The 25330-nt window shown below is 67.0% G+C and carries 24 protein-coding genes; 14 read left to right on the forward strand and 10 right to left on the reverse strand.

Translation table 11 applies throughout. The annotated features are described in order from the left end of the window. Positions 1-213 precede the first annotated feature (213 nt). The 8 genes from pnp to ATE67_RS08445 all read left to right on the forward strand — a co-directional run bounded on the left by pnp (position 214) and on the right by ATE67_RS08445 (position 9921). Positions 214-2559: a polyribonucleotide nucleotidyltransferase gene (gene pnp / locus ATE67_RS08410; RefSeq protein WP_058816262.1), complete on the forward strand. Its 2346-nt coding sequence runs from the start codon at positions 214-216 to the stop codon at positions 2557-2559. A 268-nt stretch (positions 2560-2827) separates the two neighbouring features. Then, positions 2828-3712 carry an OmpA family protein gene (locus ATE67_RS08415; protein WP_058816263.1) on the forward strand — a complete coding sequence of 295 codons (885 nt, stop codon included), beginning with the start codon at positions 2828-2830 and terminating at the stop codon, positions 3710-3712. Between the two features lie 148 nt (positions 3713-3860). After that, the gene (locus ATE67_RS08420; protein ID WP_058816264.1) at positions 3861-5162 is read left to right on the forward strand and encodes an Hsp70 family protein; all 1302 of its coding nucleotides are present in this window, start codon (positions 3861-3863) and stop codon (positions 5160-5162) included. Positions 5163-5277: 115 nt separating this feature from the next. Further along, on the forward strand, positions 5278-5973 hold the full coding sequence (locus tag ATE67_RS08425; protein WP_331458748.1) for a peptidylprolyl isomerase: 696 nt from the start codon (positions 5278-5280) through the stop codon (positions 5971-5973). Positions 5974-6034: 61 nt separating this feature from the next. Continuing rightward, positions 6035-6829, forward strand: coding sequence for an outer membrane protein assembly factor BamD (locus tag ATE67_RS08430; protein ID WP_058816265.1), 795 nt, complete (start codon positions 6035-6037; stop codon positions 6827-6829). Between the two features lie 47 nt (positions 6830-6876). Continuing rightward, complete coding sequence (gene recN, locus ATE67_RS08435; RefSeq protein ID WP_058816266.1) at positions 6877-8559, forward strand: DNA repair protein RecN; 1683 nt, start codon at positions 6877-6879, stop codon at positions 8557-8559. Then, a complete protein-coding gene (locus ATE67_RS08440; protein ID WP_058816267.1) occupies positions 8556-9215 on the forward strand; it encodes a hypothetical protein in 660 nt (219 codons plus the stop codon). Before recN ends, ATE67_RS08440 begins: the two co-directional genes overlap by 4 nt. Before the next feature lie 7 nt (positions 9216-9222). Next, positions 9223-9921: a GNAT family N-acetyltransferase gene (locus ATE67_RS08445; RefSeq protein ID WP_058816268.1), complete on the forward strand. Its 699-nt coding sequence runs from the start codon at positions 9223-9225 to the stop codon at positions 9919-9921. Here the strand turns inward: ATE67_RS08445 and ATE67_RS08450 are convergent, their stop codons facing one another. Both ATE67_RS08450 and ald read right to left on the reverse strand, forming a co-directional pair. Beyond that, a complete protein-coding gene (locus ATE67_RS08450; RefSeq protein WP_058816269.1) occupies positions 9922-10155 on the reverse strand; it encodes a hypothetical protein in 234 nt (77 codons plus the stop codon). A gap of 15 nt (positions 10156-10170) precedes the next feature. Then, the gene (gene ald, locus ATE67_RS08455; protein WP_058816270.1) at positions 10171-11289 is read right to left on the reverse strand and encodes an alanine dehydrogenase; all 1119 of its coding nucleotides are present in this window, start codon (positions 11287-11289) and stop codon (positions 10171-10173) included. 150 nt (positions 11290-11439) lie between these two features. On the opposite strand from ald, the gene ATE67_RS08460 reads away from it, so the two are divergent. The 4 genes from ATE67_RS08460 (at position 11440) to ATE67_RS08475 (ending at position 15101) form a co-directional block, all read left to right on the forward strand. Next, a complete protein-coding gene (locus ATE67_RS08460) occupies positions 11440-11913 on the forward strand; it encodes an Lrp/AsnC family transcriptional regulator (RefSeq protein WP_058816271.1) in 474 nt (157 codons plus the stop codon). A 131-nt stretch (positions 11914-12044) separates the two neighbouring features. After that, entirely contained in the window at positions 12045-13397 is a 1353-nt protein-coding gene (locus ATE67_RS08465; RefSeq protein WP_058816272.1) for a methyl-accepting chemotaxis protein, read from the forward strand. Positions 13398-13435: 38 nt separating this feature from the next. Beyond that, positions 13436-14128, forward strand: coding sequence for an SDR family NAD(P)-dependent oxidoreductase (locus ATE67_RS08470; protein ID WP_058816273.1), 693 nt, complete (start codon positions 13436-13438; stop codon positions 14126-14128). 1 nt (position 14129) lies between these two features. Beyond that, the gene (locus tag ATE67_RS08475; RefSeq protein WP_058816274.1) at positions 14130-15101 is read left to right on the forward strand and encodes a 50S ribosomal protein L11 methyltransferase; all 972 of its coding nucleotides are present in this window, start codon (positions 14130-14132) and stop codon (positions 15099-15101) included. Between the two features lie 148 nt (positions 15102-15249). On the opposite strand, the gene phhA is transcribed toward ATE67_RS08475, so the two are convergent. The 8 genes from phhA to ATE67_RS08515 form a co-directional block, all read right to left on the reverse strand. Further along, complete coding sequence (gene phhA / locus ATE67_RS08480) at positions 15250-16119, reverse strand: phenylalanine 4-monooxygenase (protein WP_058816275.1); 870 nt, start codon at positions 16117-16119, stop codon at positions 15250-15252. A gap of 39 nt (positions 16120-16158) precedes the next feature. Further along, a complete protein-coding gene (locus ATE67_RS08485; protein ID WP_058816276.1) occupies positions 16159-17499 on the reverse strand; it encodes a PepSY-associated TM helix domain-containing protein in 1341 nt (446 codons plus the stop codon). Positions 17500-17514: 15 nt separating this feature from the next. After that, positions 17515-19539 carry a TonB-dependent receptor family protein gene (locus tag ATE67_RS08490; RefSeq protein ID WP_058816277.1) on the reverse strand — a complete coding sequence of 675 codons (2025 nt, stop codon included), beginning with the start codon at positions 19537-19539 and terminating at the stop codon, positions 17515-17517. A 73-nt stretch (positions 19540-19612) separates the two neighbouring features. Next, positions 19613-20005, reverse strand: a complete 393-nt coding sequence (locus ATE67_RS08495) for a hypothetical protein (RefSeq protein ID WP_156416954.1) — start codon at positions 20003-20005, stop codon at positions 19613-19615. 50 nt (positions 20006-20055) lie between these two features. Continuing rightward, positions 20056-21225 carry a sterol desaturase family protein gene (locus tag ATE67_RS08500; protein WP_058816279.1) on the reverse strand — a complete coding sequence of 390 codons (1170 nt, stop codon included), beginning with the start codon at positions 21223-21225 and terminating at the stop codon, positions 20056-20058. A 190-nt stretch (positions 21226-21415) separates the two neighbouring features. After that, the gene (gene ligA, locus ATE67_RS08505) at positions 21416-23560 is read right to left on the reverse strand and encodes an NAD-dependent DNA ligase LigA (protein ID WP_058816280.1); all 2145 of its coding nucleotides are present in this window, start codon (positions 23558-23560) and stop codon (positions 21416-21418) included. Next, on the reverse strand, positions 23557-23922 hold the full coding sequence (locus ATE67_RS20970) for an endonuclease domain-containing protein (protein WP_331458752.1): 366 nt from the start codon (positions 23920-23922) through the stop codon (positions 23557-23559). Before ATE67_RS20970 ends, ligA begins: the two co-directional genes overlap by 4 nt. A gap of 60 nt (positions 23923-23982) precedes the next feature. Next, entirely contained in the window at positions 23983-24375 is a 393-nt protein-coding gene (locus ATE67_RS08515) for a putative quinol monooxygenase (RefSeq protein ID WP_082660274.1), read from the reverse strand. A gap of 105 nt (positions 24376-24480) precedes the next feature. Here ATE67_RS08515 and sdhC point away from each other — a divergent pair, with 105 nt between their 5' ends. Then, positions 24481-24930 (forward strand): succinate dehydrogenase, cytochrome b556 subunit, encoded by a 450-nt coding sequence (sdhC, locus tag ATE67_RS08520; protein ID WP_058816282.1) that lies wholly within the window; start codon positions 24481-24483, stop codon positions 24928-24930. After that, positions 24923-25330 carry a succinate dehydrogenase, hydrophobic membrane anchor protein gene (gene sdhD / locus ATE67_RS08525; protein WP_058816283.1) on the forward strand — a complete coding sequence of 136 codons (408 nt, stop codon included), beginning with the start codon at positions 24923-24925 and terminating at the stop codon, positions 25328-25330. The genes sdhC and sdhD overlap by 8 nt, the downstream gene beginning before the upstream one ends.

A 25330-nucleotide genomic window follows, 5' to 3' on the forward strand; every position in this document is an offset into this window, starting at 1 on the left:
TCGGGCTGAGCTTGTCGAAGCCCCGTCCTTTTCTTCGAGAAGGAAGAACGGCCCTTCGACAAGCTCAGGGCGAACGGAGTTGGAGGAACAGTCGCAATCCGGCGACGGTTTCGCACGCAAGGGGTCAAGAAACGGCCCCGTACCGCCCCGGGCCGGATTGCCCGGAATCAGAGGCCCCGCCCGGCATAGGGCCCGGCGGGCGAAGGAAACACCATGTTTGACGTGAAAAAAGTATCGATCGAGTGGGGCGGTGAAACGCTGACCCTCGAAACGGGCAAGGTTGCCCGCCAGGCCGACGGCGCCGTGATGGCGACGCTGGGCGAAACGGTCGTCCTGTGCGCCGTGACCGCCGCGAAGTCGGTGAAGGACGGGCAGGATTTCTTCCCGCTCACCGTCCACTATCAGGAAAAATATTCGGCCGCCGGCCGCATCCCGGGCGGCTTCTTCAAGCGCGAGCGCGGCGCGACCGAAAAGGAAACGCTCGTCAGCCGCCTGATCGACCGTCCGATCCGTCCGCTGTTCCCCGAGGGGTTCTATAACGAGATCAACGCCATCGCTCAGGTGCTGAGCTATGACGGCCACAACGAGCCCGACATCCTCGCGATGGTCGCCGCGTCGGCCGCGCTCACCATCTCGGGCGTGCCCTTCATGGGCCCGATCGGCGCCGCGCGCGTCGGCTACATCGACGGCGAATATATCCTGAACCCGACCGACGAGCAGGTCGCCGAAGGCGACCTCGATCTGGTCGTCGCCGCGACCTACGATGCGGTGATGATGGTCGAATCCGAAGCCAATGAGCTGTCGGAAGAGGTCATGCTCGGCGCGGTCCTGTTCGCGCACGACGCGTGCAAGGACGTCGTCAAGGCGATCGTCAAGCTCGCCGAACAGGCCGCCAAGGATCCGTGGGAAGTCGCCGACGGCGACGACAATGCCGCGATCAAGGACAAGCTCAAGAAGCTGATCGGCAAGGACATCGCCGCCGCCTACAAGCTGACCGACAAGTCGGCCCGCTCGAACGCACTCAACGAAGCGCGCGCGAAGGCGAAGGAAAGCTTCACCGCCGACGGCCTCAGCCCGCAGGACGTCATGGCCGGCATCAAGCTGACCAAGAAGCTGGAAGCCGAAATCGTCCGCACCGCCATCCTGAAGGACGGCAAGCGTATCGACGGCCGCACGACGACGCAGATCCGTCCGATCGTCGCCGAAACGCACTTCCTGCCCCGCGCGCACGGATCGGCGCTGTTCACCCGCGGTGAAACGCAGACGATTGCGACGGCTACCCTCGGCACCAAGGAAAGCGAACAGATGGTCGATGGCCTCAACGGCCTGTCGTACCAGAACTTCATGCTGCACTATAACTTCCCGCCCTATTCGGTCGGCGAAGTCGGCCGCTTCGGCGCGCCGGGCCGCCGCGAAGTCGGTCACGGCAAGCTCGCATGGCGTGCGCTGCACCCCGTGCTGCCGACGAAGGACGAGTTCCCCTACACGATCCGCCTGACCAGCGACATCACCGAGTCGAACGGCTCGTCGTCGATGGCGTCGGTCTGCGGCGGCAGCCTCGCGATGATGGACGCCGGCGTGCCGATCAAGCGTCCCGTTTCGGGCATCGCGATGGGCCTGATCCTCGAAGGCAAGGATTATGCGATCCTGTCGGACATCCTCGGCGACGAGGATCACCTCGGCGACATGGATTTCAAGGTGGCGGGCACGTCCGAAGGCATCACCACGATGCAGATGGACATCAAGATCGCGGGCATCACGCGCGAGATCTTTGAAGCTGCATTGAACCAGGCCAAGGAAGGCCGCGCGCATATCCTCGGCGAGATGAACAAGGCGCTCGGCGAAACCCGCAGCGAATTGTCGGCGCACGCGCCGCGCATCGAGACGATGCAGATCGACAAGGCGAAGATCCGCGACGTCATCGGCACCGGCGGCAAGGTGATCCGCGAGATCGTCGCGACCACCGGCGCCAAGGTCGACATCGACGACGAAGGCCTGATCAAGATCTCGTCGAGCGACCTCGACCAGATCGAGGCGGCGCGCAAGTGGATCAGCGGCATCGTCGAGGAAGCCGAAGTCGGCAAGATCTACGACGGCAAGGTCGTCAACCTCGTCGATTTCGGTGCGTTCGTGAATTTCATGGGCGGCAAGGACGGTCTCGTCCACGTCAGCGAAATCAAGAACGAGCGCGTCGAGAAGGTCTCGGACGTCCTCAGCGAAGGCCAGGAAGTCAAGGTCAAGGTCCTCGAGATCGACCAGCGCGGCAAGGTTCGCCTGTCGATGCGCGTCGTTGATCAGGAAACCGGCGAAGAGCTGGAAGACACCCGTCCGGCCCGCGAACCGCGCGAACGTGGTGACCGTGGCGATCGTGGTCCGCGCCGTGACGGCGGCGACCGTGGCGATCGCGGCCCGCGTGGCGGCGGCGGTCGTGACCGCGACCGTGGCCCGCGCCGCGACGGCGAAGGCCGTGGCGACCGCGGCGATCGCGGTCCGCGCCGCGAGCGCTCGGAAGACGGTCCGGAAGATCAGGGCCATGTGCCCGACTTTCTGAAGGACTGAATCTTTCCGGCAACGGAATGAGAAGGGGCTGCCGAAGGGCGGCCCCTTTTTCGTTGGAATCGAATGACTTCGCTCTGGCCGCGGCTTAACCTGGGTTAGGAACGCGATTCTGGACCGCGGAAAACCGTGCTTTTTTGGCGGAATTTTGTCGATACGCCGTGCATTAGGCTCGACGATCCGAGCAACTTTGGAGCGTATCGGGAGTCCATCTCGCTGACAGGGCCAGTGAATGCGCGGGACCCTGATGACCCCATTGAAGGAGTAGCATATGGGTAACGTTTCCAAGACCTCCGGACTATTTTTGACTCTGGCGCTGCTGGCCGTGCCGGCGACCGGCAGCCTCGCTGCCCAGGAACAGGATCAGGATACGTCGGGCGGCGAAGTCATGGCGACCGTGTACGGCACGATCCCGCCCGCGTCCGAAATGACCAAGGGTCCCAAGGTCGAGGGTATCATTTCCGCGCGCACCGAAAACCGGATGCAGGTCACCACGGCCGACGGCAACACCCAGATCATCGCGCTCATCCCCGAAACGCGGGTGAAGGGCAGCGGCGGTTTCCTGGGTCTGGCCAGCAGCAAGCTCGCTTCCGATTCGCTTCTCAACGGCTTGCCGGTGACCGTCGACACGCTCCAGTATAGCGGCGGCCTCGCCGCGGGTTCGGTGGCGCTCAAGACCAAGGACCTGCGCACCGCGACGATGATCCGCACCGGCACCGACCAGCGGTTCGCCGAGCAGACCGCGGCGACCGAGGCGCTGCGCGGCCGCGTCGGCGATATCGACCAGTATAATATCAAGGGCACGACCAACGTGAATTTCGACACCGGCAAGGCCGTGCTGTCGGAGCAGGCGAAGGCCGAGCTTTGCCAGGTCGCGAACCAGGCCAGCACCACCGACAATGCCCTGCTGCTCGTGGTCGGCTACACCGACTCGACCGGCAGCGAGGAGTTCAATCAGGAACTGAGCGAAAAGCGCGCCACGCGCGTCGTCAACCATCTGCAGCAGGCCTGCGGCTGGAAGCCGTATCGCATGCTGACGCCCACCGGCATGGCCGAAGCCGACCCGGCGGCGGACAACAGCACCCCCGAAGGCAAGGCGCAGAACCGCCGCGTCGCGGTGAATATCATGGTCAGCAAGGCCGTCGACGGCCTCTAAGGCTTGCGGCGTGGGCATGGCCCACACCCTCTTCTTGGGGCGAAGGCGATCCTTCGCCCCTTTTTCTTGCCTGGTCCGCTCTTGCTCCGTCCCAAGGCCCGTGCAATAGGCGCCGCCCCTCCGCATACCGGGCCGCACAGGACAGATCATGGACAATCATTCGGCCGCGAGCGCGCTCGGCCTCGACTTCGGGACGACCAACACGGTCGCCGCGCTTGCCGACGGGCTGGGGGGATCGCAGCTTGTCGATTTTGTCGGCGACGAGGCGACCGGCCCCGTCTTCCGCTCGGCGCTCTGCTTCTGGGAAGAGGAGCGCGCGTGGCAGGGGGTCGCCTCCGACGCTGGCCCATGGGCGATCGCCGAATATCTCCAGTCGCCGCTCGACAGCCGTTTCGTCCAATCGTTCAAAAGCGTCGCGGCGAGCCCGCTGTTCGAGCGCGCGTCGATCTTCGGCAGGCCGTTCCGCTTCGAGGATATGGGGCGGCTGTTCCTCCAGCGCCTCGTCGCGCATGCCGGCGGGCGGCTCGATGCGCCGCCGCGCCGCATCGTCGTCGGCCGCCCCGTCGAATATGCGGGCGCACGCGCCGATCCGGCGCTTGCGCGCCAGCGCTACGATGCGATGTTCGACCGCTTCGGGGTCGAGATCGTCTATGTTCACGAACCGCTCGGCGCCGCGCACAGCTATGCATCGCGGCTGGCCGAACCCGCGACGATCCTCGTCGCCGACTTCGGCGGCGGCACCACCGACTTCTCGATCGTCCGCATCGCCGCGCCGGGCACCGCGCGCCGCTGCGTGCCCCTCGCCTCGTCGGGCGTGGCGATCGCGGGCGACCGTTTCGACCAGCGCATCGTCGACAAGCTCGTCCTGCCGCTGCTCGGCAAGGGCGGGCGCTATCGCTCGTTCGACAAGATATTGGAGATTCCGGGGGGATATTTCTCCGACTTCGCCGACTGGTCGCGGCTCGCGATGATGCGCAACCGCCGCACGATCGACGAACTGAAGCGGCTGCAACGCGATGCCGTCGATCCCGAACCGATCGGCCGCATGATCGCGCTGATCGAGCATGAGCAGGGCTTTCCGCTCTACGACGCCGTCGGCCGTGTGAAGCGCGCGCTCTCCGAAAGCGAGGTGGCCGCGTTCCGCTTTGCCGGCGGAGGGGTCGAGATTTCCGCCGAAGTGCGCCGCGCCGACTTCGAGGCGTGGATCGCCGACGACCTGCGCCGCATCGAAGCCGCGATGGAGGCCGCGCTCGCCAAGGCGGGCCTCGAGGCGGCGGCCATCGACCGCATCTTCCTGACCGGCGGATCGTCGCTGATCCCCGCGATCCGCGCGATCTTCGACCGCCGCTTCGGCGCCGAACGGATCGCGTCGGGCGGCGAGCTCACGTCGATCGCGCACGGGCTCGCGCTGATCGGCGCGGAGCCCGATCCCGCCGAATGGGCCGCCTGATCCCCTGATCCGGCGGGGCGCCCGGCGGGGCGACGGCCGATCGCCGACATCTTGGCGCGGCGGCCGACAGCGTATAGCTTGGCCGCGACCGATTTGCCCGATTCAGAGTGAGCCCATGATGATCAAAACGCTGATCCTGTCGCTTGCCGCGACCGCCGCCGCCGCTGCACAGCCGCCAAGCATGGCGCCGCCGCCGCCCCCGCCGCCGCTGCCGGTGCCGCAGAACGACAGCGGCCCCGACACGCGGCCCCATGTCGCGCTTGTCACCGATGCCGGAACGATCGTCGTCCGGCTCGAAAACAAGCGCGCGCCGATCACCACCGCCAATTTCCTGCGCTATGTCGATTCGAAGCGGATGGACGGCTTCACCTTCTATCGCACCTCGCGCAGCTGGGGCCCCCGCAGCAAGATCATTCAGGCCGGCAATCGGGGCGATGCGCGGCAGAATTTTCCGCCGATCGCGCACGAACCGACAAACGTCACCGGGCTCACCAGCTGCAAGGGCGCGCTTGCGATGGCGCGCCTCGTGCCGGGCGATGCGACGACCGACTTCTTCCTGCTCTTGTCGGCGATTCCGGGGTTCGATGCCGACCCGGCGATGAGCGGCGACAATGCAGGCTTTGCTGTGTTCGGCGAAATGGTCTCGGGCGAAGAGGTTGCCGAGGCAATCTATGCTGCGCCGGTATCCGAAACCGCCGGTGAAGGAGCGATGAAGGGCCAGATGCTGGCGCCGCCGTTCAAGATCATCTCGGCGCGCCGCGTTCCGGCCCCCGCCGACGCGCCGAAAGGCTGCGCGGTAAAAGCGCTATAAACCGGGCATTGCCCCCGATCATTTATTTTGCGTTCATCCGCGCTGTGGCTATACCGCGCGCATGACTCAGCGTTCCCCCTTGCGCGCGACGACGCGCCTGCTCGCCGCCGCTCTCGTGATTTCACCCCTGCTCGCGGCCTGTGCCGGCGGCAGCGGGGTCAAGAAGGACACGCGCTACGTCGCGCGCGACGTCAACACGCTGTACCGCGCGGCGCAGGATCGCCTCGACCGCGGCAATTATCAGGTCGCGGCGGCGCTGTTCGACGAGGTCGAGCGCCAGCATCCCTATTCGCCCTGGGCGCGCCGCGCGCAGCTGATGAGCAGCTTCAGCTATTATATGGACCGCGAATATACCCCGGCGATCGAGGCGGCGCAGCGCTTCCTCGCGATCCATCCGGGCAACAAGGACGCGCCTTACGCCTATTATCTGATCGGGCTCAGCTATTATGAGCAGATCAGCGACGTCACCCGCGACCAGAAGATCACGCAGCAGGCGCTAGCCGCGCTCGGCGAGGTGATCCGCCGCTATCCCGACAGCCGCTACGCCGCCGACGCGCGCCTCAAGGTCGACCTGGTGCAGGATCATCTTGCGGGCAAGGAAATGGAGATCGGCCGTTTCTATCAGCGCAGCTCGAACTGGCTGGCGGCGTCGATCCGGTTCCGCGAAGTGACGCAGAATTTCCAGACCACCAGCCACACGCCCGAGGCGCTGTATCGCCTGACCGAATGCTATCTCGCACTCGGCATTCCCGAGGAAGCGAAGAAGTCGGCGGCCGTGCTCGGCGCCAACTATCCGGGCAGCAAATGGTACGAGCGCGCGTACAAGCTGATGCAGAAGAACGCGCCGACCGCCTGATTGCGCTGCGCGTAGATTCGCATTTTGTTCTGCGGTAAGAGCGGGACATGCTGACGGCCCTGTCCATCGCCAATATCGTTCTGATCGAACGGCTCGACCTCGATTTCGAGGCCGGGCTGGGCGTGCTCACGGGCGAGACGGGCGCGGGCAAGTCGATCCTGCTCGACGCGCTGGGCCTCGCGCTCGGGATGCGCGCCGACAGCGCGCTGGTGCGGCAGGGGACCGACAAGGCGCAAGTGACGGCCAGCTTCACGCCGCCCGCCGCCGGAACCGCGCTCGCGGCGCTGCTTGCCGAAAATGAGATCGGGCTGGAAGCGGGCGAGCCGCTGCTGATCCGCCGCATGCTGAAGGCCGATGGCGGCAGCCGCGCCTTCCTCAACGACCAGCCCTGTTCGGCGGCGCTGCTGCGCGAGGTCGGCAGCCATCTGGTCGAGATCCACGGCCAGCACGACGATCGCGGTCTGCTCGCGCCCGCGGGGCACCGCGCGCTGCTCGATGCCTATGCGCGCGCCGACACCGGCGCGGTCGCGGCGGCGCATGCCGCGTGGCGCGCCGCCGAAGACAGGCTCGCTGCCGCGCGGGCCGCAATATCGGAAGCAGAGCGCGACCGCGAATGGCTCGAGCATTGCGTCGCCGAACTGCAGGCGCTGAACCCGCAGCCGGGCGAAGAGGCCGAACTCGCCGAGGCGCGCGCCGCGATGCAGAAGGGCGAGAAGATCGCCGGCGACCTCGGCACGATCATGGAGGCGTTCGACGGCAGCGACGGCGGCCCGGCGCTGCTCCGCGGCGCGGCGCGGCGGCTCGACCGGCTTGCCGGCGACCATCCGCTGCTCGCCGAAGCGCTCGCCAGCCTCGACCGCGCGATCATCGAGGCCGACGAGGCGGAGACCAAGCTAAACGAAGCCGCGCGCGCAATGGAATATGATCCCGAGCGGCTGGAGGCGACCGAGACGCGGCTGTTCGAGCTGCGCGCGATGGCCCGAAAGCATGGCTGTCAGCCCGACGAACTCGCCGCACTGGTGGGCGACCTCGCCGCGCGGCTCGACGCGATCGAGGGTGGCAGCGCGGGGATCGCCAAGCTCGAAGCGGCGGTGGCTGAGACGGCGGCCGCCTATACCCACGCCGCGACCGCGCTCTCCGACCTGCGCGCCAAGGCGGCGACGCGGCTCGACGCGGCGGTGGCGGGCGAGCTCGTTCCGCTCAAGCTCGACGCCGCGCGCTTCCAAACGGCCGTCGAGCGGCTCCCGGCCGAGCGCTGGGGCGCCGACGGGATCGACCGCGTCGAATTCCTGATCGCCACCAACCCCGGCGCGCCCTTCGCGCCGCTCGCAAAGATCGCCTCGGGCGGCGAACTGTCGCGCTTCATCCTCGCGCTGAAGGTCGCGCTCGCGGAGGAGGGGGGCGCCGAGACGATCATCTTCGACGAGATCGATCGCGGCGTCGGCGGCGCGGTGGCTTCGGCGATCGGCGAACGCCTCGCGCGCCTGTCGCGGGGAGCGGGACGGGGTGGGAACAAGCAATTGCTTGCGGTCACGCACAGCCCGCAGGTTGCGGCAAAAGGCGTGTCGCACTTCATCATCGCCAAATCGAGCGAAGGCATTGTCACGCGCACCAGCGTCCACGCGCTGGACGAAGCCGGCCGCCGCGAAGAAATCGCGCGCATGCTGTCGGGCGCCGAGGTCACGGAAGAAGCCCGCGCGCAGGCCGAAAGATTGCTGGAAACGATATGACAGGGCAGGCGGAACGCTATCGGGATGAGGGCTATCTCGCGCTGCCGGGCTTCGTGCCCACCGACGTGACACACGCACTGCTCGGCATGATGAAGGGCGATCTGATGCGTGGCGGCGTGTCGTTCGACCGGCTGAAGCGCAAGCATGCTTTGCTCGCGGCCGAGGCGGTCGAGATATACGGCCGGCAATATCTGCCGCTCTCGACCTTTCTTTGGGGCATGACCCCTGCGGTCAGCGCGCTCGTCGGCACGCAGCTCAAGCCCTCCTATTGCTATTTCCGCATGTACCGTGCGGGCGACGTCTGCCGCGTCCATTCGGACCGCTACGCCTGCGAGCACAGCCTGTCGCTGTTGCTCGCCGCGAGCGACGACAAGGCCTGGCCGCTCGAGGTCGGGTCGCAGCATATCGAAACCCCGCGCGAGCGCGCCGATCCCGATTTCGGCGACGAGGCCTATGGCTCGGTGCCGATGCTTCCGGGCGATGCGGTGCTCTATCAGGGCGTCCATCGGCTGCACGGTCGCACCCAGCCGAACCCCAACCGCTGGTCGGCGCATCTTTTCCTGCACTGGGTCGATCCCGCCGGGCCCTATGCCGAGCATGCGATGGAGGGGGTCAATATCCCCGCGACCGAAATGCTGGCGATGGAACAGGCCTGACCCACCGATGGCGCACCCGCTCGACCGGCCGATCTGGAGCATGCTGACCGGGCGGCAGGCGCATCTTGCCGAGGGCGATTACCGCGCGCTGCGCATCGATCGCGGCTATGGCGTGTTCGGCGTCGCCGCCGATACCGGTGCAGCGGCGCAGGCGGCGCTGGCGGCGCTCGTTCCCGAGCAGGGCGAACTGTGGATGGTCGAGGACGAACCTTGGCCGTTGCCGCCCGGTACGCGCGAGGTGAAGCGCGCCGTCCTGGCGCAGATGGTTGCCGAAGGACCCCCGCCCGAAGCGAACCCCGGCGAGCCCGACATGATCGCGCTCGGCGACGCCGACGCGGCTGACATGGCGGCGCTCGCCGATCATGCCAGGCCGGGACCATGGGGCCCGACGACGCATCGCTACGGTCCTTTCTTCGGAATCCGCGACAAGGGCCGCCTGCTCGCGATGGCGGGGCAGCGCATCCTCGTTCCCGGCATGGCCGAGGTGAGCGGGGTATCGACGTGGGAGGACTGCCGCGGGCGCGGCTATGCGCGCGCGCTTATCGGCCATGTCATGCGCGCGATGGTGTCGCGCGGCGAGCAGCCCTTTCTTCACAGCTATGCCGACAACGCCGGCGCGATTGCGCTTTATGAATCGCTCGGCTTCCGTATCCGGCGCGAGGTGCATGTGCTGGCCGTCGAGCGCCTCGCCCGGCCCGCCGCCTGATCAGCGCAGCTTGTCGCGGTTCGCGTAGAGCAACGCCGCCAGCACCGCCGCCGACCCGACGCCGATCCCCGCCGCAGCCTTCCAGCCGATCTTCTTGCCGCTCTTTGCCGCGGCTTCCCGGTCGGCTGCTTCGGTCGCTTCGGCGGCCGCCTTCTGCGCCTGAAGCTCACGCGCAGCGCGCAACACTTCATTTTCCTCTTCGTCCTGAGGCGGCGGGGGAGCTTGGTCGGTCATCACACTAAGTCCTTGTTATCCGGCGAGCGCCTGATCGACAGGCACATAGTCCGTTCCGACCGCTTCGGCGACGGCTTCGAACGTCACCTTACCATTCCAGACGTTGAGTCCCTGCGCAAGATGCTCGTCGCGTTTCAGCGCCTCTTTCCACCCCAGGTCGGCGATACGCAGCGCGTGGGGCAGGGTGACGTTGTTGAGCGCATAGGTGCTGGTGCGCGCGACCGCGCCCGGCATGTTGGCGACCGCATAATGGACGATGCCGTCGACGACATAGGTCGGGTCGGCGTGCGTGGTCGCATGGCTCGTCTCGAAGCAGCCGCCCTGGTCGATCGCGACGTCGACCAGCACCGATCCGGGGCGCATCGTCTTCAGCATGTCACGGCTCACCAGCTTCGGCGCCTCGGCGCCGGGGATCAGCACCGCGCCGATGACGAGATCGGCCTCGGCAACGCATTCGGCGAGGTTCGCGCGGTTGGAAAAGCGCGTCTTCGCGCGCGCCTCGAAGAAGGTGCCGACGCGCTCGAGCACTTCGGGGTCGCGGTCGAGGATGGTGACGTCGGCGCCGAGGCCCGCCGCCATCTGCGCCGCGTTGAAGCCGACGACGCCGCCGCCGATCACGCACACCTTGCCGGGCGCGACGCCGGGGACGCCGCCCAGGAGCACCCCGCGGCCGCCATGCGCCTTTTCGAGCGCGGTGGCGCCGGCCTGGATCGACATGCGGCCTGCGACCTGGCTCATCGGCTTCAGCAGCGGCAGGCCGCCATGCGGGGAGGTCACGGTTTCATAGGCGATACAGATCGCGCCCGATTTCATGAGGTCGAGCGTCTGTTCGGGATCGGGCGCGAGGTGGAGATAGGTGTAGAGAATCTGCCCCGGGCGCAGCATCGCGCGCTCGACGGGCTGGGGCTCCTTGACCTTCACCACCATCTCGCAGGTCGCGAAGATTTCCTCGGCGGTCTGCACGATCTCGGCACCGGCTTCGACATAATAGCGGTCATGAGCGCCGATGCCTTCGCCGGCGCCGGTCTGGACCAGGACGCGATGGCCGTGGACCACGAGCTCGCGCGCGCTTTCGGGCGTCAGGCCGACGCGATATTCGTGATTCTTGATTTCCTTGGGGGTGCCGATGATCATCTTCGCTCTCCATCGCGGGACCGGGCCGTCACAGGCCGGGGCCGATGCCGCGGGCTTATAGCAGAAAGCGCGCGCGAGGTGCTTGCATATGCTCGCCGCTCGATCGATACAGATGCACATATTTTGCACCAATCAGGTAAATGGCGCACGATGCTTGATCGAATTGACAGTAAATTGCTTGAGTTGCTGCAGCGCGACGGGCCGCGCCCGACCGCCGAACTCGGCGAGATCGTCGGCCTGTCGGCGTCGGCGTGCCACCGACGGATCCGCGCGCTCGAGACCGGCGGCTATATCACCGGCTATACTGCGCGGCTGAACCCCGAACGGATCGGCCTCGGCCTCGACGTCTTCGTCGATATCAGCCTGACCTCGCAGAGCGAGGAAGCGCTGACCGCGTTCGAGGCGGCCGTCAAAAGCTTCGACGAAATCCTCGAATGCCAGCTGCTGTCGGGGGCGTCGGACTATCGCCTGCGCGTCGCGGCGCGCAACGTCGCCGACTTCGACCGGCTGCACCGCCACTGCCTGTCACGCCTGCCCGGCGTCGCGTCGATGCACAGCGCCTTCGCGCTGCGCACGATCAAGGCGTTCGAAGGCTACCCGATCCAGCACGAAGAGCGCCGCTGAACGCCCCAGAATCCCGGGCGCCGGTTAACGCCCCTTTTACCATCTTCCCCGCATATCCCGGTGACAAGTTTCGCGGACGATCTGGGACGGCAGATTCCATACGTCCGAAGATGGGTCAGGGAAGCAGGATCATGGCGAAGGAAAATCCGATTCATAAGCAGCAGATCGATCCGGTGCTGATGGCCGATCGCTTCCCCTTCTACGATCTCGACGGTCGCCTCGCCGCCGACGCCGCCGAAATCTATGGCATCATCGCGGGCCGCGAAGAGCATATCGCGCGCGCCTATTGGGACGCCTTCAACGCGCTGCCCGGCATCGAGCGCAAGGTCGAGGGCGAGCTGCTCGCATCCTATGTGAAGGGCAGCGCGCGCCACACCGAAACCAAATATCGCGACGCCGCCGGGCAGGAGGTTGCGACGATCGCCTGTCAGAACACGCATATGGCGCGCCGCGTGAAGCTGCCGCTCGCCTCGGTCATGTCGTGCATCGCCGAGAGTCTGCGCCTGACGATCGAATTCGTCATCGACGCCTGTTCGGGTGACACGCAGCGTCAGGCGCGGCTGACGAGCGCGATCAACCGGCTTGCGCTGCTCGAGTTCGACATCATGCAGCGCTATGCCACCAAGCTCGACCGGGCGGTCATCTCGACCGAGCGCCAGTCGCTCGCGGGCGACTTCGACCGCTCGATCGCCTCGCTGGTGCAGGATACCGATCTGGCGCGCGAACAGCTGTCGAAGCAGGCCGCCTCGGCCGATCAGGCCGCGAAGGGCATGATCGCCAAGACCAGCGAAGTCGCCGCCGCGTCCGAACAATCTGCGATCGCCATGCGCGAGGCCGCCTCGACCGCCGCGGGCCTGATCCGCGCTATCGAGGACGCGCGCAGCGAAGTCGAAGCCTCGGCCAGCGTCGCGACGCGCGCCTCCGAACAGGCGGGCGAAGCCGTCGCCATGTCCGAAGCCTTGTCGCGCCACGCCGAATCGATCGAATCGATCCTGGGCCTGATCCGCGAGATCGCGGGCCAGACCAACCTCCTCGCCCTGAACGCCACCATCGAGGCCGCGCGCGCGGGCGAATCGGGCCGCGGCTTCGCGGTCGTCGCGCAGGAGGTGAAGAGCCTCGCCAACGAAACCGCGCGTGCGACCGACGACATCGCGGGCAAGATCACCGCGATCCAGCAGGCGACCCGCGGTTCGGTCGCCGCGAACCAGTCGATCCAGCATACCGTGCTCGAAGTCCAGCAGTCGGCGCAGCGCATTCGCGACGCGATGGACGCGCAGGCGCAGACCGTCACCTCGATCACCGCCGCGGTCGACGAAACCGCCCTCGCCGCCGATTCGATGTCCTCGACAATCGCGTCGATCAGAAATGATTCGGGCATGGTCGCGGGCGAGATCAGCACGCTCAGCCAGGAATTCGCCAAGATGGGCGACCGCCTCCAGTCGCTGGAAAAGGCCGCGAGCGAGTTCAGCCGCCGGGTCGCCTGACCTTGGCAAGTGCCGTGCCCCTGCCCTAAGGCGGGGGGATGACGACCCATATCCTGATCACCGGCGCGAGCCGCGGTATCGGCGCCGCGATCGCCGAAGCGCTGACCGCCGACGCGACGAAAATCGTCGCGCTGTCGAGCGCCGATGGCGACCTCGCCGACCCCGCGGCTCCCGGCACGCTCTGGCAGACCAGCCTCGACCGGCTCGATGGCCGCATCGACGTGCTGATCAACAACGCCGGCATCTTCGAGGCGAACCCGGTCGATGCCGACGACGCCGACTGGCTCGCCGGCTGGGAGCGCACGATGCAGGTGAATCTCACCGCGAGCGCGCTTTTCTGCCGCCGCGCCGTGCAGCATTGGCACGGCCGCCAATCGGGCGGCCGCATCGTCAACATCGCGAGCCGCGCCGCCTACCGCGGCGACAGCCCCGCGCACTGGCATTATGCGGCGTCGAAAGCCGGCATGGTCGCAATGACCAAGACGATCGCGCGCGGCTATGCGAAGGACGGCATCCTCGCCTTCGCCATCTGTCCGGGCTTCACGATGACCGGCATGGCCGACGAATATCTGGCGAGCCGCGGCGGCGACAAATTGCTCGCCGACATCCCGCTCGGCCGCGTCGCGATGCCCGATGAGGTCGGCGAGATGGCGCGCTGGTGCGCGCTCGACGCGCCCGCGTCGATGACCGGCGCGGTGCTGGACGTCAACGGCGCGAGCTACGTCCGCTGAGATGAGCTGGCTCGTCTCGCTCCCCTGTACCCGCGACGAGGCCGAGGCGCTGTCGGGCGAAATTCCCGAACTGGATGTGCTGGCGGAGGCCCCCGTCGTCGTCACGCGCGAGATCGATGAGGATGCCGGGCTGTGGCAGCTCGACGCCTATGTCGATCTGAAGCCGAGCGCCGCCTTGCTCAAACTGTTGCAGGCGCTGGTCCCGAGCGCGAAGGGCGCGAAGGCAAGCGTCGAGGAGCTGCCCGAAGAGGATTGGGTCACCCTGTCGCAGCAGGGGCTCGATCCCGTGCAGGCCGGCCGCTTCTTCGTCCACACCAGCAGCTACGCCGACCGCGTGCCGGCCGGCACGGTGCCCTTCCTGATCGATGCGAGCCAGGCGTTCGGGACCGGCGGCCACGACACCACCGCGGGCTGCCTCGCCATGCTCGACCGGCTGGCGCGGCAGGGCGCGAGCCCGCGCAACATCGCCGATATCGGCACCGGCACCGGGTTGCTCGCATTCGCGGCGATGCACCTATGGCCGCGCGCCAAGGTGATCGCGTCGGACATCGATCCCGCGAGCATCATCGTGACCCGCGACAATGCGACGATCAATGGCGTGCCGCTCGGCCGCGGCGGCGGGCGGCTCGCGCTCGCGGTCGCGCCGGGGACGGATCATCCCGCGATCCGCCACCGCGCGCCTTACGACCTCGTCATCGCGAACATTCTCGCCGGGCCGCTGATCACGCTCGCGCCCGACATCGGCGCGGCGACCGCGCCCGGCGGCCATGCCATCCTCGCCGGGCTGATCGCGCGGCAGATGGAGCCGGTGCTTGCCGCCTATCGCGCGCAGGGCTTTCGCCTCGCGGCGCGGGGCGGCAGCGCCGAATGGCCGTGCCTGCTGCTCGTCAAACGGCGGCGTTATGGCTGGCGCCGCAAGGAGCGCGCCTTCCACCGGGCAAGCCCGTCGGATGCCAGTTTCGGGAGCTGGTAAGCAAAGCGCCCTTCCTCCGTTCGTCCTGAGCTTGTCGAAGGACCGCTCTTTTTTCGGCGTCAAGAGAAGACAGCCCCCTTCGACTGACTTGTCAGTCGCTCAGGACAGGCTTCGACAAGCTCAGGACGAACGGAAATGAAGGAAGCGCTTAGACTTTCCCCAGCGCATAATCCTGCGTGCCGCGGGTGATCACCTCATCGCCGGGCAAAATGTCGGCGATCGGAATCGGCGGCAGCGCGGCATTGGCGGCGTAGAGCGGCGCGAAGTCGGTGTTCACCGTGGTGTCGAGCAACTGGTCGAGGCTGTCGATGACGAAATAATTCTGCTGGAAATCGTCGATCCGGTAATCGGTCCGCATCACGCGCGCGAGGTCGAAGCCGATGCGGTTCGGGCTGTCCGAATCGAGCGCGAAAACGCTTTCGGCATAGGAGGACACGATCCCCGCGCCATAGATACGCAGCCCCCCGGCCTCGCGGATCAAGCCGAATTCGACCGTGTACCAGTAAAGCCGCGCCAGCTGTTTCAGCGCATCGAATTTCAGGCTGCGCAGACCGCCTTCGCCATAGGCGACCATATAGTCGGCGAACACCGGATCGGCGAGCATCGGGACATGGCCGAAGACGTCGTGAAAGACGTCGGGTTCCTGCAGATAGTCGAGCTGTTCGGGGGTGCGGATGAAATTGCCCGCGGGAAAGCGCCGGTTCGCGAGATGGTCGAAGAAGACGTCGTCGGGAACGAGCCCCGGCACCGCCACGACCTGCCACCCCGTCGCGTCCATCAGCCGCGCGTTGAGCTCGCGGTAATCCGGAATACCCGGCTTTTCGAGCTTCAGCACGTCGATGCCGCGCAGGAACGCCTCCGACGCGCGGCCCGGCAGCATCGCCGACTGGCGCGCAAACAGCCGGTCCCACATCGCATGCTCGTCGGCGGTGAAGGCGTCCCAATTCTGCGCAATCGTCCAGTCGGCCGCGGCGCCCGGCGGCGGCACTTCGTGGACATGGGTAAAGCCGTCTTTCATCGGCGGAAGCCTAACATGAACTGGTTTCAAATGAAACCTTCACGCGCGAGCGACTCCAAGCCATCGCGCCGCGCGGGGAAGGCGCGGCAAGATGAACCGATCGACGATCCACAGCAAGACCAGCGACGCGGCGAGCAGCGGCAGGAACGCCGCGAGCAACAGCATGATCGCCGCGACGCCTTTCAGCCGCGCCGGATCGCGCGAGGGCTGCGGCGCGCCGAGCGCGTCGGCCGGCTTGCGGCGGCGCCACATCAGAAAGCCCGAGATGGCGAGCGTCATCATCGCCAGCGCGGTGGCGACGCCGGCCAGCTGGTTGGCAAGGCCGAAGAGCTGCCCCTCGTGCCACGCGATGCCATAGCCGACGACCCGGTCGATCGGATGCTTGTCGGAAAAGCCGCTGCGCGAAACCTCGAGGCTCGTTTCGGGATCGTAGCCGACCTTGCGCACCAGCGGCCGGTTCTGGGTCAGCGTCGTGAGCGTCCACACATCGCCGTTCGGCGGCCCGAACAGGTTGGGCGCGCCCGGCGGCTGGATGATCGCGGGCGCTGGCATATGTTCATTGCGGGCGCGCATGACGATATAGGCGAGCGGCGCGCGGTGCGCCGGCGTTTGCGGAGCGGGTGCCGCCGCCATCGCATGATGGTCGTGCGCCGCGTGCGGGTCGGCGCCCCCCTTCCAGTCGGGCACGCCCGCTACCCAGCCCATCTCGGCGCGCACCATGCGAAAGCCGCTGGCCCAGATGTCGGTCCACGGCAGCGCGGTCAGGAGCAGGACGAGCGCGAGGCCCGACACCCAGAAGCCGGTGACGGCATGAAGATCGCGCAGCGCCGCGCGGCCGCCGAGCGACAGCCGCGGCCAGACGACCCCCGCCAGCCCCCGCCCGCGCGGCCACCAGAGATAGACGCCGGTCACGATCATCACGATCGCCCAGCTCGCCGCCAGCTCGACGAGCAGGCCGCCGATGCGCCCGGCGAGCAGGCTGCCGTGCAGGCGCGCCAGCCACGCCGACCAGCGCGCATCGGGATCGGCCGAGCCGATCACGCGCCCCTGCGGCGACACCGCAATGTCGCGCATTGTGCCGCCGGCCAGGCCGACATGGACGATCGCGGCGTCGCCTGCCGCCTCGGGAATGCGATAATGGTGGAAGCTCGCGCCGGGATTGGCGGCGAGCGCCGCGGCGACCTGTGCATCGGCGTCGACCGCACCCGCGGTGGGCAGGCCGCGCCAGGCGCGCTCCTCCCAGCGGTCGATCTGCGGCTTGAACAGATAGGCCGCGCCCGTCAGCGACAGCATGAGCACGAAGGGGATAACGAACAGCCCGGCATAGAAATGCCAGCGCCAGATCGTGCGATAGAGCGGAATCGGATTGGTGTCGGTCATCCCCCTCCTCCTGCCTCAAAAGCGCGCGCGCAAGCCGGCGGAGACCGCGCGGCGCTCGACCGGATAATAGATCGCCGATGCCGCGGGCGTGACCACCGACGGCGTCGTCGCGGCAATCACCGCGCTGATGTCGCCGATCGCCTTCTTGCCCGTGATGTTGCGGACATCGACAAAAGCGTCGATCCCCGCGGCAATCCGCGCGCCGCCGGTTACGCCGAGCAAGGCATAGCCCGGCGTTTGCACCCGATTGCGGTAATCGGCGTAGGGACCGTCGGGCACCCACTCGACATTGGGTGCGACATGCAGCGCGTCGCTCCCGATCCGCACCTCGGCGCGATAGACGTGGCGCGGCACCACGGGCAGGCGATTGTCGCCGAACTGGCTGTCCCCCCGGAAACGGAAGTCGCTGTAGGTATAGACTTGCCGCAGCCGCAACCACTCGGTTGGGGCGATCTCCAGCGCCGCCTCGACCCCCTGATGCCGCGTGCGGTCGGCGTTGAAGGTCGCCGCCGGGATGCTGGCGTTGGTGGTGAATTGCAGCAATTCGCCCTTCAGCGTCGAGCGATACAGCGCCAGATCCCAGCTGGCGATGCCCGCCTTGCCGCGCGTGCCGGCCTCGGCCGTCCAGGCGCGCTGGGGGCGGATCGTCGACACGAGCTGGCTGACCGGCGGCGTCCCGATCGTCTGAAACACTTCGCCGAAGCCCGGAAACTCCGCCGAGCGGCTGTAGTTGGCGAAGAATTGCACATTTTCACCCGGTTCGAACAGCAAGCCGAGCTTGGGCGAAAAGGCGTCGAAATCGATCCGGCCATCGCGCGACGTCGACACATTGACCCGCCGCTTGCGGAAACCATCGGCATAGACGCCGCCGGCGATCAGGGTCAGCCTTTCGACCGGCCGCACCCGCACCTCGCCATAGATATTGGCGGTGCGCGCGGTCTGGTCGGCGTCGAAGGTCAGCGCGCCGCGGCGGCCGGCGATGTTCACGAACTGCAGGGCGTCGGTCGTCCCGCGCCGCCATTCGCCGCCCAGCGTCACCTCGACCGGACCCGCGGCATAATCGGCGCGGAAGAAGCCGCCGAGATCGAGCGAATCCTGGTCGATCAGCTGAAAGATCGGATGATAGAGCGACTTCGCGTTGACGAAGCCCCCGACATCGAGCTTGAACGCCCCCCAATCGAACGTCGTACGATTCTGCAGCCGCAGCGACACGATGTCGCGCGCCTGGTCGCCCGCCACCGCCGCTGCGCTCGCCGCGCGCGGGGTGGTGAGCGCCTGATTATAGGTCAGCGCGCCGGGAATCTCCTGCTTGATGTCGGCGTAGCTGGCGTAGAATCGCGTCGACACGACGTCGCCGAGTTTCAGCCCGACATTGCCGTGGAAGCGAAAGCTGCGGCGCTGCACATGGTCGCGGTCGCCGTCGGACGTGTCGGCGCTGACCGCACCCCACGCATCGACGCGCTCGCCGGCGACGCCGGCCGAGACGAGCCCGCGATAGCTGTCGAAGCTGCCGACGTCGCCGCGCAGGTAGAAACCTCGCGCCGTGCGTCCGGTCGGCGTCACGCCATTGACCGCGCCGCCCAGCGTCCCCGCCCCGAAGCGCAGCGCGTTGGCGCCGCGATAGACTTCGAGATGGTCGAAGAAGATCGGCTCGAGCTCCTGGAAATCGCCATTGTCGTCGGCGAGGTTGATCGGCACCCCGTCCTGCAGCAGCGTCAGCCCGCGCATATGGAACCCGCGCGACAGGCCCGAACCGCGGATCGAGATGCGCACCTCCTGCCCGTAGCGCGGCTGGAGATAGACGCCCGGCGAGAAGGCGAGCGTGTCGCGCAGGCTGACGACCGACTTGTCGGCATAATCCTGGTAGGAGACGACATCGGTGCCGCCCGGCGTGCGCGCGGCGCGTTCTTCGGCGGCGTCGGTCGCCGTCGGTGCGGTGACGATGATGGTGGCGTCGGCCTCGTCGGCATGGGCGGGCGAGCCGGCAAGACAGGCGGTAAGCGCCAGCAAGGGCGCCGCGCGATTGGCAATGGTCTTCATCGAAAGAATCTTCCCCGGATACAGGCATGGGGCCGCGCCGCGCTGTTGGGCGCGGGCGGCAATTCAGGCTGGATCAGGCGAAGTAGGGGGGTCCGGTACTCGGCGGGAGCGGCGAGGCGGCGCCCGGTGCATAGCCGAGCGACGGGACCGCGACGGGCGCGGGTTCGACTGCGGCGAGCTTTTCGGGCAGCGCCGGCAGGTCGGGGACGATCGGCGCCGCGGCCAGCGCGCCCCACGGGCAATGCTGCTGGCCCTCGCCGGGCTGGTGATCGCCCGCCTTCTGGAGCGGGATCGTCAGTGTCGCGCCCGGATTCGACGGATCGGAACAGACCCGGACGGTGATCGATCCCGCGGCGTCGCTCTCGATCATCCAGCCCGGCGCAACGAGCACCCGCGCGGCGAGCGCGAGGATCAGCGGCAACAGCAGCAGGATGCCCGGACGGCGAAAGACGGCGAGGATGCCCACGGCCGGCGCCTTATGGTGCGCCCGCGATGCTGGCAAGCGGACAGTTTGTCCTATTCCGCCGGTGTCTCTTCGATCTTCTTGCCCGTCCGCGTCCAGGGATAGAGGAACTGGCCCCAATAGCTTTTCGGCACATCCTCGGGGATGCCGTAATTTTCGGGCCAGCGGTCCTTTGGCAGGTGGAAGGTTCCGAAAATCTTGTCGAGCCACGGAAAGTGGATCGCGAAATTGACGTCGAACGCCTCGCGCTCCAGCCCATGGTGCCAGTGGTGGAAGCGCGGGGTCGCGATCCAGTGGCCCAGCCGGTTGAAATTGCCCCCGACATTGGCGTGGAGCAGCGACGACCAGACATAGACGAAGCCGATATAGGCCTGCATCACCGACGGCGAGAAGCCGAGCGTGAAGAGCGGCAGCGACGTGATCGCGCGGAGCAGGATGATCTCGACGAAATGCATCCGCGATCCGGCGAGCCAGTCCATCAACTTGGCGCTGTGATGCACCGCGTGAAAGCCCCACAGGAACGGCACCTTGTGGAACAGCCGGTGATACCAATATTGCGCAAGGTCCGACGCGACGAGCACGATCACGAACTGGACGATCCACGGCAGCGACGCCACCCCGGCGCGGAACGCGTCCCAGCTGTTCGTGTGCGCGTTGACGAACTGCTGCGGCGCCAGCGCGAGGAAGCCCAGCACCTGCACGAACATCGTGCTGACGAGATAATAGAACAGATCCTCGCGCCATTCGGTGCGGAACAGGCGCTGCGCGCGGCGGTGCGGGAAGGCGCGCTCCAGCGGCGCGAACATGAAACCGGTGACGAGCAGGTTGACGACAAAGAAGTCGAGCCCGAAGAAAATCCCCCAGTCGCGCGTCTCCTGCGGCTGGACGTTCGACCCGCCGAGCAGCGCCGCGCCGAGCCCGATCATCAGCGCGGTGAGCCCCAGCACCTTGCGCGGGCGGAGCAGCAGGCTGAGCAGCGACAACGCGTAGCTGACCAGCAGGACGATGTGGACGGCACCGCGAAAGCCCGTCCAGCTCTTGACGACCTCCAGCTCGGGGGTTGCGAACCAGTCGGGAAAGCGCAGCGCGATCACCATGAAGAAGCCGCTGATCGCGAAGAGCAGCCCGAAGAAACCCGACAGCCACCCGCTCCCGAACCGCCGCACCTCGGTGTGCGATTCGAGGTCGTGCATCAGCGTTTCGAGATAGTCATTCTTTGCCATGTCCGCCCCTTCACAGCATTTTATGCGCGCCGTCTGTGATGGCGCGCACGCGACAATAGCCGATCCTCCCCCACCGGGGGAGGGGGACCATCCGAAGGATGGTGGAGGGGCACGCGGTGTCACACGCTGCGTTTCCCGATGGTGCCCCTCCACCACTTCGTGGTCCCCCTCCCCGTGCCGGGGAGGATCATCATCCCGCCGCCTCGACGATCGCCGCCCATTCGGCTTCGTCGATCACCTTGATCCCGAGCGCGCTCGCCTGCTTCAGCTTCGACCCCGCACCCGGCCCCGCGACCACCAGATCGGTCTTCGCGCTCACGCTGCCCGCGGCCTTGGCGCCCAATGCCTCGGCCTGCGCCTTCGCCTCGTCGCGGCTCATCGTTTCGAGCTTGCCGGTGAAGACGACCGTCATCCCCGACACCTCGCTTGTCCGCGTCTCGACCACATAGGGCGGCGGCGAGACTTCGCTCAGCAGATCGTCCCACAGCGCGCGATTGTGCGGCTCGTGGAAGAAATCGCCCAGCGCTTCGGCCACCGCCGGCCCGATGCCGTCGGCGCGCACTTCGAGGATCGCCTTGATCGCGTCCATCTTGCGCGTCTGATATTTGCCGTCGGATTCGCCCTCGGCTTGCGGGTTGGCGTCGAGCCAGGCCTGAATCTCCGCCGCCTTGGCGGGCAGCAGCGCAATGTCACCAAGCCCTTTGAGCAGATCGCGCGCCGTCACGGCGCCCACGTGCCGAATACCCAGCCCGAACAGCAGCCGCGCTGCGTCGGGCGCGCGCTTCGCCTCGATCGCGGCGAACAGATTGTTGACCGACTTTTCCTTCCACCCCTCGCGTCCGAGCAGCTCGTCGCGGTGGTTCTTCAGGCGGAAGATGTCCGCCGGTCCCTTGTCGAGCCAGCCGAGGTCGAGAAATTCCTGGATGCTCTTCTCGCCCAACCCCTCGATGTCGAGCGCGCCGCGGCTGACGAAATGGCGCAGGCGCTCGAACTTCTGCGCGTTGCAGATCAGGCCGCCGGTGCAGCGGACGTCGACCTCGCCCTCCTCGGCGACCGCCTCGCTGCCGCACACGGGGCAATGGTCGGGGAACACATAAGCGGCGCGTTCCTCGTCGCGGGTCAGATTCTCCACCACCTGCGGGATCACGTCGCCTGCGCGCTGGATGACGACGCGGTCGCCCGGCCGCACCCCCAGCCGCCCGATCTCGTCGCGGTTGTGGAGCGTGACGTTCGAGACGACGACGCCGCCGACGGTGACGGGGGTCAGCCGCCCGACCGGGGTCAGCTTGCCGGTGCGTCCGACCTGGATGTCGATGGCTTCCAAAGTGGTCTGCGCGCGTTCGGCGGGAAATTTATGCGCGATCGCCCAGCGCGGCGCCTTCGCGACGAAGCCCAGCCGCTGCTGCCAGTCGAGCCGGTCGACCTTGTAGACGACGCCGTCGATGTCGTACGGCATCTCGGCGCGCTCGGCCTCGATCGTCCGGTAATGCGCGAGCACCTCGGCGACGCTCTCGAAGCGCTTCAGCAGCGGTGAGACGGGAACGCCCCACGCCGCGATCTGCTTCATCATCGCATAATGGGTATCGGCAGGCAGCGCGCTCGCCTCGCCCCAACCGTGCGCGAGGAAGCGCAGCGGCCGCGATGCGGTGACGCCGGCGTCCTTCTGGCGCAGCGATCCCGCCGCGGCGTTGCGCGGGTTGGCGAACTGGCGCGCCTTTTCGGGATCGTCGGCCACGGCGAGCAGGCGCGCGTTCAGCGCCGAAAAATCGGACTTGGCCATATAGACCTCGCCCCGGACCTCGAAGACGTCGGGCGCGTCGCCCTTCAGCGCCTGCGGAATGTCCGAAATCGTCCGGACATTGGCGGTCACATCCTCGCCGACGCTGCCGTCGCCGCGTGTGGCCGCCTGCACCAGCCGGCCCTGTTCGTAGCGCAGCGAACAGGACAGCCCGTCGATCTTGTCCTCGGCGGTCAGCGCGACCGTCTCGCTCTCGCCCAGATTGAGGAACCGGCGCACGCGCGCGACGAATTCCTCGACATCCTCGGCGGCGAACGCATTGTCGAGGCTCATCATCCGCTGCGCATGCGCCACCTTGGCGAGCGGCGAGCCTTCGACCGCGGCGCCGACCTGCGCGTTCGGGCTGTCGGCCCGGATCAGGGCCGGGAAGGCGGCCTCCAGCGCATTGTTGCGCCGGACGAGCGCGTCATACTCCGCGTCCGAAATCTCCGGCGCATCCTCGGCGTGATAGCGCTTGTTGTGATGCGCGATCGTCTTCGCGAGCCGCATCAGTTCGTTGGCGGCATCGGCTTCGGTCAGCGATTCAATGTCGGTCATTTAGAAAGCCCTTCCCGGTCAGGGGAGGGTCTGGGTTGGGGCCAGCGGTCGGCCAACTTCAACGCTTCGGCTTCGATATGCTGCAACACGCCGTCCATATTGTTTCGAACATCCTCGTTGGTGATGCGAATGGTTGCATAGCCATATTGCTCGGCCATGGCGCGGTCCAGCGCCTCGTCGGCTTCACGATCATGGGTGCTGCCGTCGATTTCGATAACCAAACCCTTGGATGGGCAGAGGAAATCGACGATGCGGAAATCTATGATCGCTTGCCGGCGAAATTTTAGCCCACCGAGTTTGGATCCCGACAGATGGCGCCAAAGCCATTTTTCGGGCGGTCGGTTCCCTCCGCATCCGCGCAGCCCTGGATAGCATTTCCGGCCGGGAAACCACTCCGCCCCTCCTCTTCAGGAGGGGCTTATTCATGATCGCCCCACCGGCTTGAACTCGGCGCGAGTGCCGAATCCGGCGATCAGCGGGCGGCCCTTGCGGATCGCCTCCTGCACCCCCGGCAATTGCAGCGATGCGGCGTGCGACTCCTTGCTGTCCCACAGCTCGACGATCCAGATCGCGTCGGGGTTCGCGCTGTCCTCGCCGATCAGATAGGCGATGTTGCCGGGCATCGCGCCCGTTCCCTCGGACAGGATCGCGATCAGCGCGGCGCGCTGTCCGGGCTGCGCCAGCATCTGGCCGATGAGGCCATATTGCGGATCGGCTTCTTCCATGATGCTCTCCAATGCACGGAGTTTCGGGGCGGGCAGCAGGGCGGCCGCCATCGCCGCCAGCGCGGCAAGATGATCGCGGCGGCTCAACATGGCCCAAAGATATTCTTGCCCATACGCCCCCTAAGCAATTGCATATCGCGGCGACCGCGCTAAACCGACGCCCATCGACCGACAGAGTCACTAAACGGGGCTGATATGGCTGGCAAGGAACCGAGCGCACGGCCGCTCTCGCCGCACCTTCAGGTGTATAAATGGGCGCCATCGATGGCGGTATCGATCCTGCACCGCGCGAGCGGCGACGGGCTCGCGATCGTCGGGGCGCTGATGTTCCTCTGGTGGCTCGGCGCGATCGCTTCGGGGCCCGAGGCCTATGCCGCCTTCATCGCCTGCGTGTGGCGCGATCCCAGCCCCGAAATCAGCACCTTTCACCAGGTGACCAATATCCTCGGCAAGGTCGTCGTGATCGGTCTGACCTGGGCCTTTTTCCAGCATCTCTTCTCGGGCCTGCGCCATCTCGTCCTCGACACCGGCGCGGGTTACGAGCTCAAGACCAACAAGCTGTGGTCGGCGCTCGTGATCATCGGCGGCATCGCCGCGACGGCGGCGATCTGGCTCTACATTTTCGCGGAGGCCCTCAATGGGTAATGGTACGCGCCTCGGCCGGGTCCGCGGACTCGGGTCCGCACAGCATGGCTCGCAGCATTGGCTGCAACAGCGGCTGACCGCGCTCGGCAACATCCTGCTCGTCACCTGGTTCGTCGTCTCGATGTTCCGGCTGCAGCCGACCGGCTATGCCGAGGTTCATCGCTGGGCGTCGAACCCGACGGTCGGCTTTGCGCTCATCCTGCTCGTGATCAGCGTCTTCTGGCACCTGCGCCTCGGCCTTCAGGTGCTGATTGAGGATTATGTGCACGGCGAAGCGACGCGCCTGCTGGCGCTCGTCCTGCTGAACTTCTACGCGATCGGCGGCGCCGCTTACGGCATCTTCGCCATTGTCCGCATCGCGCTGGCGCCCGCCGCCGGTATCGCCCCGGGGGGCATGTAA

It is taken from the genome of Sphingopyxis sp. H050 (assembly GCF_001468265.1).
Taxonomy (GTDB): Bacteria; Pseudomonadota; Alphaproteobacteria; order Sphingomonadales; family Sphingomonadaceae; genus Sphingopyxis.

Excerpts from the sequence above, each read along its gene's own strand:
- pnp (WP_058816262.1), top strand. The coding sequence starts at position 214 with ATGTTTGACGTGAAAAAAGTATCGATCGAGTGGGGCGGTGAAACGCTG.
- ATE67_RS08415 (WP_058816263.1), top strand. The coding sequence starts at position 2,828 with ATGGGTAACGTTTCCAAGACCTCCGGACTATTTTTGACTCTGGCGCTG.
- ATE67_RS08420 (WP_058816264.1), top strand. The coding sequence starts at position 3,861 with ATGGACAATCATTCGGCCGCGAGCGCGCTCGGCCTCGACTTCGGGACG.
- ATE67_RS08425 (WP_331458748.1), top strand. The coding sequence starts at position 5,278 with ATGATGATCAAAACGCTGATCCTGTCGCTTGCCGCGACCGCCGCCGCC.
- ATE67_RS08430 (WP_058816265.1), top strand. The coding sequence starts at position 6,035 with ATGACTCAGCGTTCCCCCTTGCGCGCGACGACGCGCCTGCTCGCCGCC.
- recN (WP_058816266.1), top strand. The coding sequence starts at position 6,877 with ATGCTGACGGCCCTGTCCATCGCCAATATCGTTCTGATCGAACGGCTC.
- ATE67_RS08440 (WP_058816267.1), top strand. The coding sequence starts at position 8,556 with ATGACAGGGCAGGCGGAACGCTATCGGGATGAGGGCTATCTCGCGCTG.
- ATE67_RS08445 (WP_058816268.1), top strand. The coding sequence starts at position 9,223 with ATGGCGCACCCGCTCGACCGGCCGATCTGGAGCATGCTGACCGGGCGG.
- ATE67_RS08450 (WP_058816269.1), bottom strand. The coding sequence starts at position 10,155 with ATGACCGACCAAGCTCCCCCGCCGCCTCAGGACGAAGAGGAAAATGAA.
- ald (WP_058816270.1), bottom strand. The coding sequence starts at position 11,289 with ATGATCATCGGCACCCCCAAGGAAATCAAGAATCACGAATATCGCGTC.
- ATE67_RS08460 (WP_058816271.1), top strand. The coding sequence starts at position 11,440 with ATGCTTGATCGAATTGACAGTAAATTGCTTGAGTTGCTGCAGCGCGAC.
- ATE67_RS08465 (WP_058816272.1), top strand. The coding sequence starts at position 12,045 with ATGGCGAAGGAAAATCCGATTCATAAGCAGCAGATCGATCCGGTGCTG.
- ATE67_RS08470 (WP_058816273.1), top strand. The coding sequence starts at position 13,436 with ATGACGACCCATATCCTGATCACCGGCGCGAGCCGCGGTATCGGCGCC.
- ATE67_RS08475 (WP_058816274.1), top strand. The coding sequence starts at position 14,130 with ATGAGCTGGCTCGTCTCGCTCCCCTGTACCCGCGACGAGGCCGAGGCG.
- phhA (WP_058816275.1), bottom strand. The coding sequence starts at position 16,119 with ATGAAAGACGGCTTTACCCATGTCCACGAAGTGCCGCCGCCGGGCGCC.
- ATE67_RS08485 (WP_058816276.1), bottom strand. The coding sequence starts at position 17,499 with ATGACCGACACCAATCCGATTCCGCTCTATCGCACGATCTGGCGCTGG.
- ATE67_RS08490 (WP_058816277.1), bottom strand. The coding sequence starts at position 19,539 with ATGAAGACCATTGCCAATCGCGCGGCGCCCTTGCTGGCGCTTACCGCC.
- ATE67_RS08500 (WP_058816279.1), bottom strand. The coding sequence starts at position 21,225 with ATGGCAAAGAATGACTATCTCGAAACGCTGATGCACGACCTCGAATCG.
- ligA (WP_058816280.1), bottom strand. The coding sequence starts at position 23,560 with ATGACCGACATTGAATCGCTGACCGAAGCCGATGCCGCCAACGAACTG.
- ATE67_RS08515 (WP_082660274.1), bottom strand. The coding sequence starts at position 24,375 with ATGTTGAGCCGCCGCGATCATCTTGCCGCGCTGGCGGCGATGGCGGCC.
- sdhC (WP_058816282.1), top strand. The coding sequence starts at position 24,481 with ATGGCTGGCAAGGAACCGAGCGCACGGCCGCTCTCGCCGCACCTTCAG.
- sdhD (WP_058816283.1), top strand. The coding sequence starts at position 24,923 with ATGGGTAATGGTACGCGCCTCGGCCGGGTCCGCGGACTCGGGTCCGCA.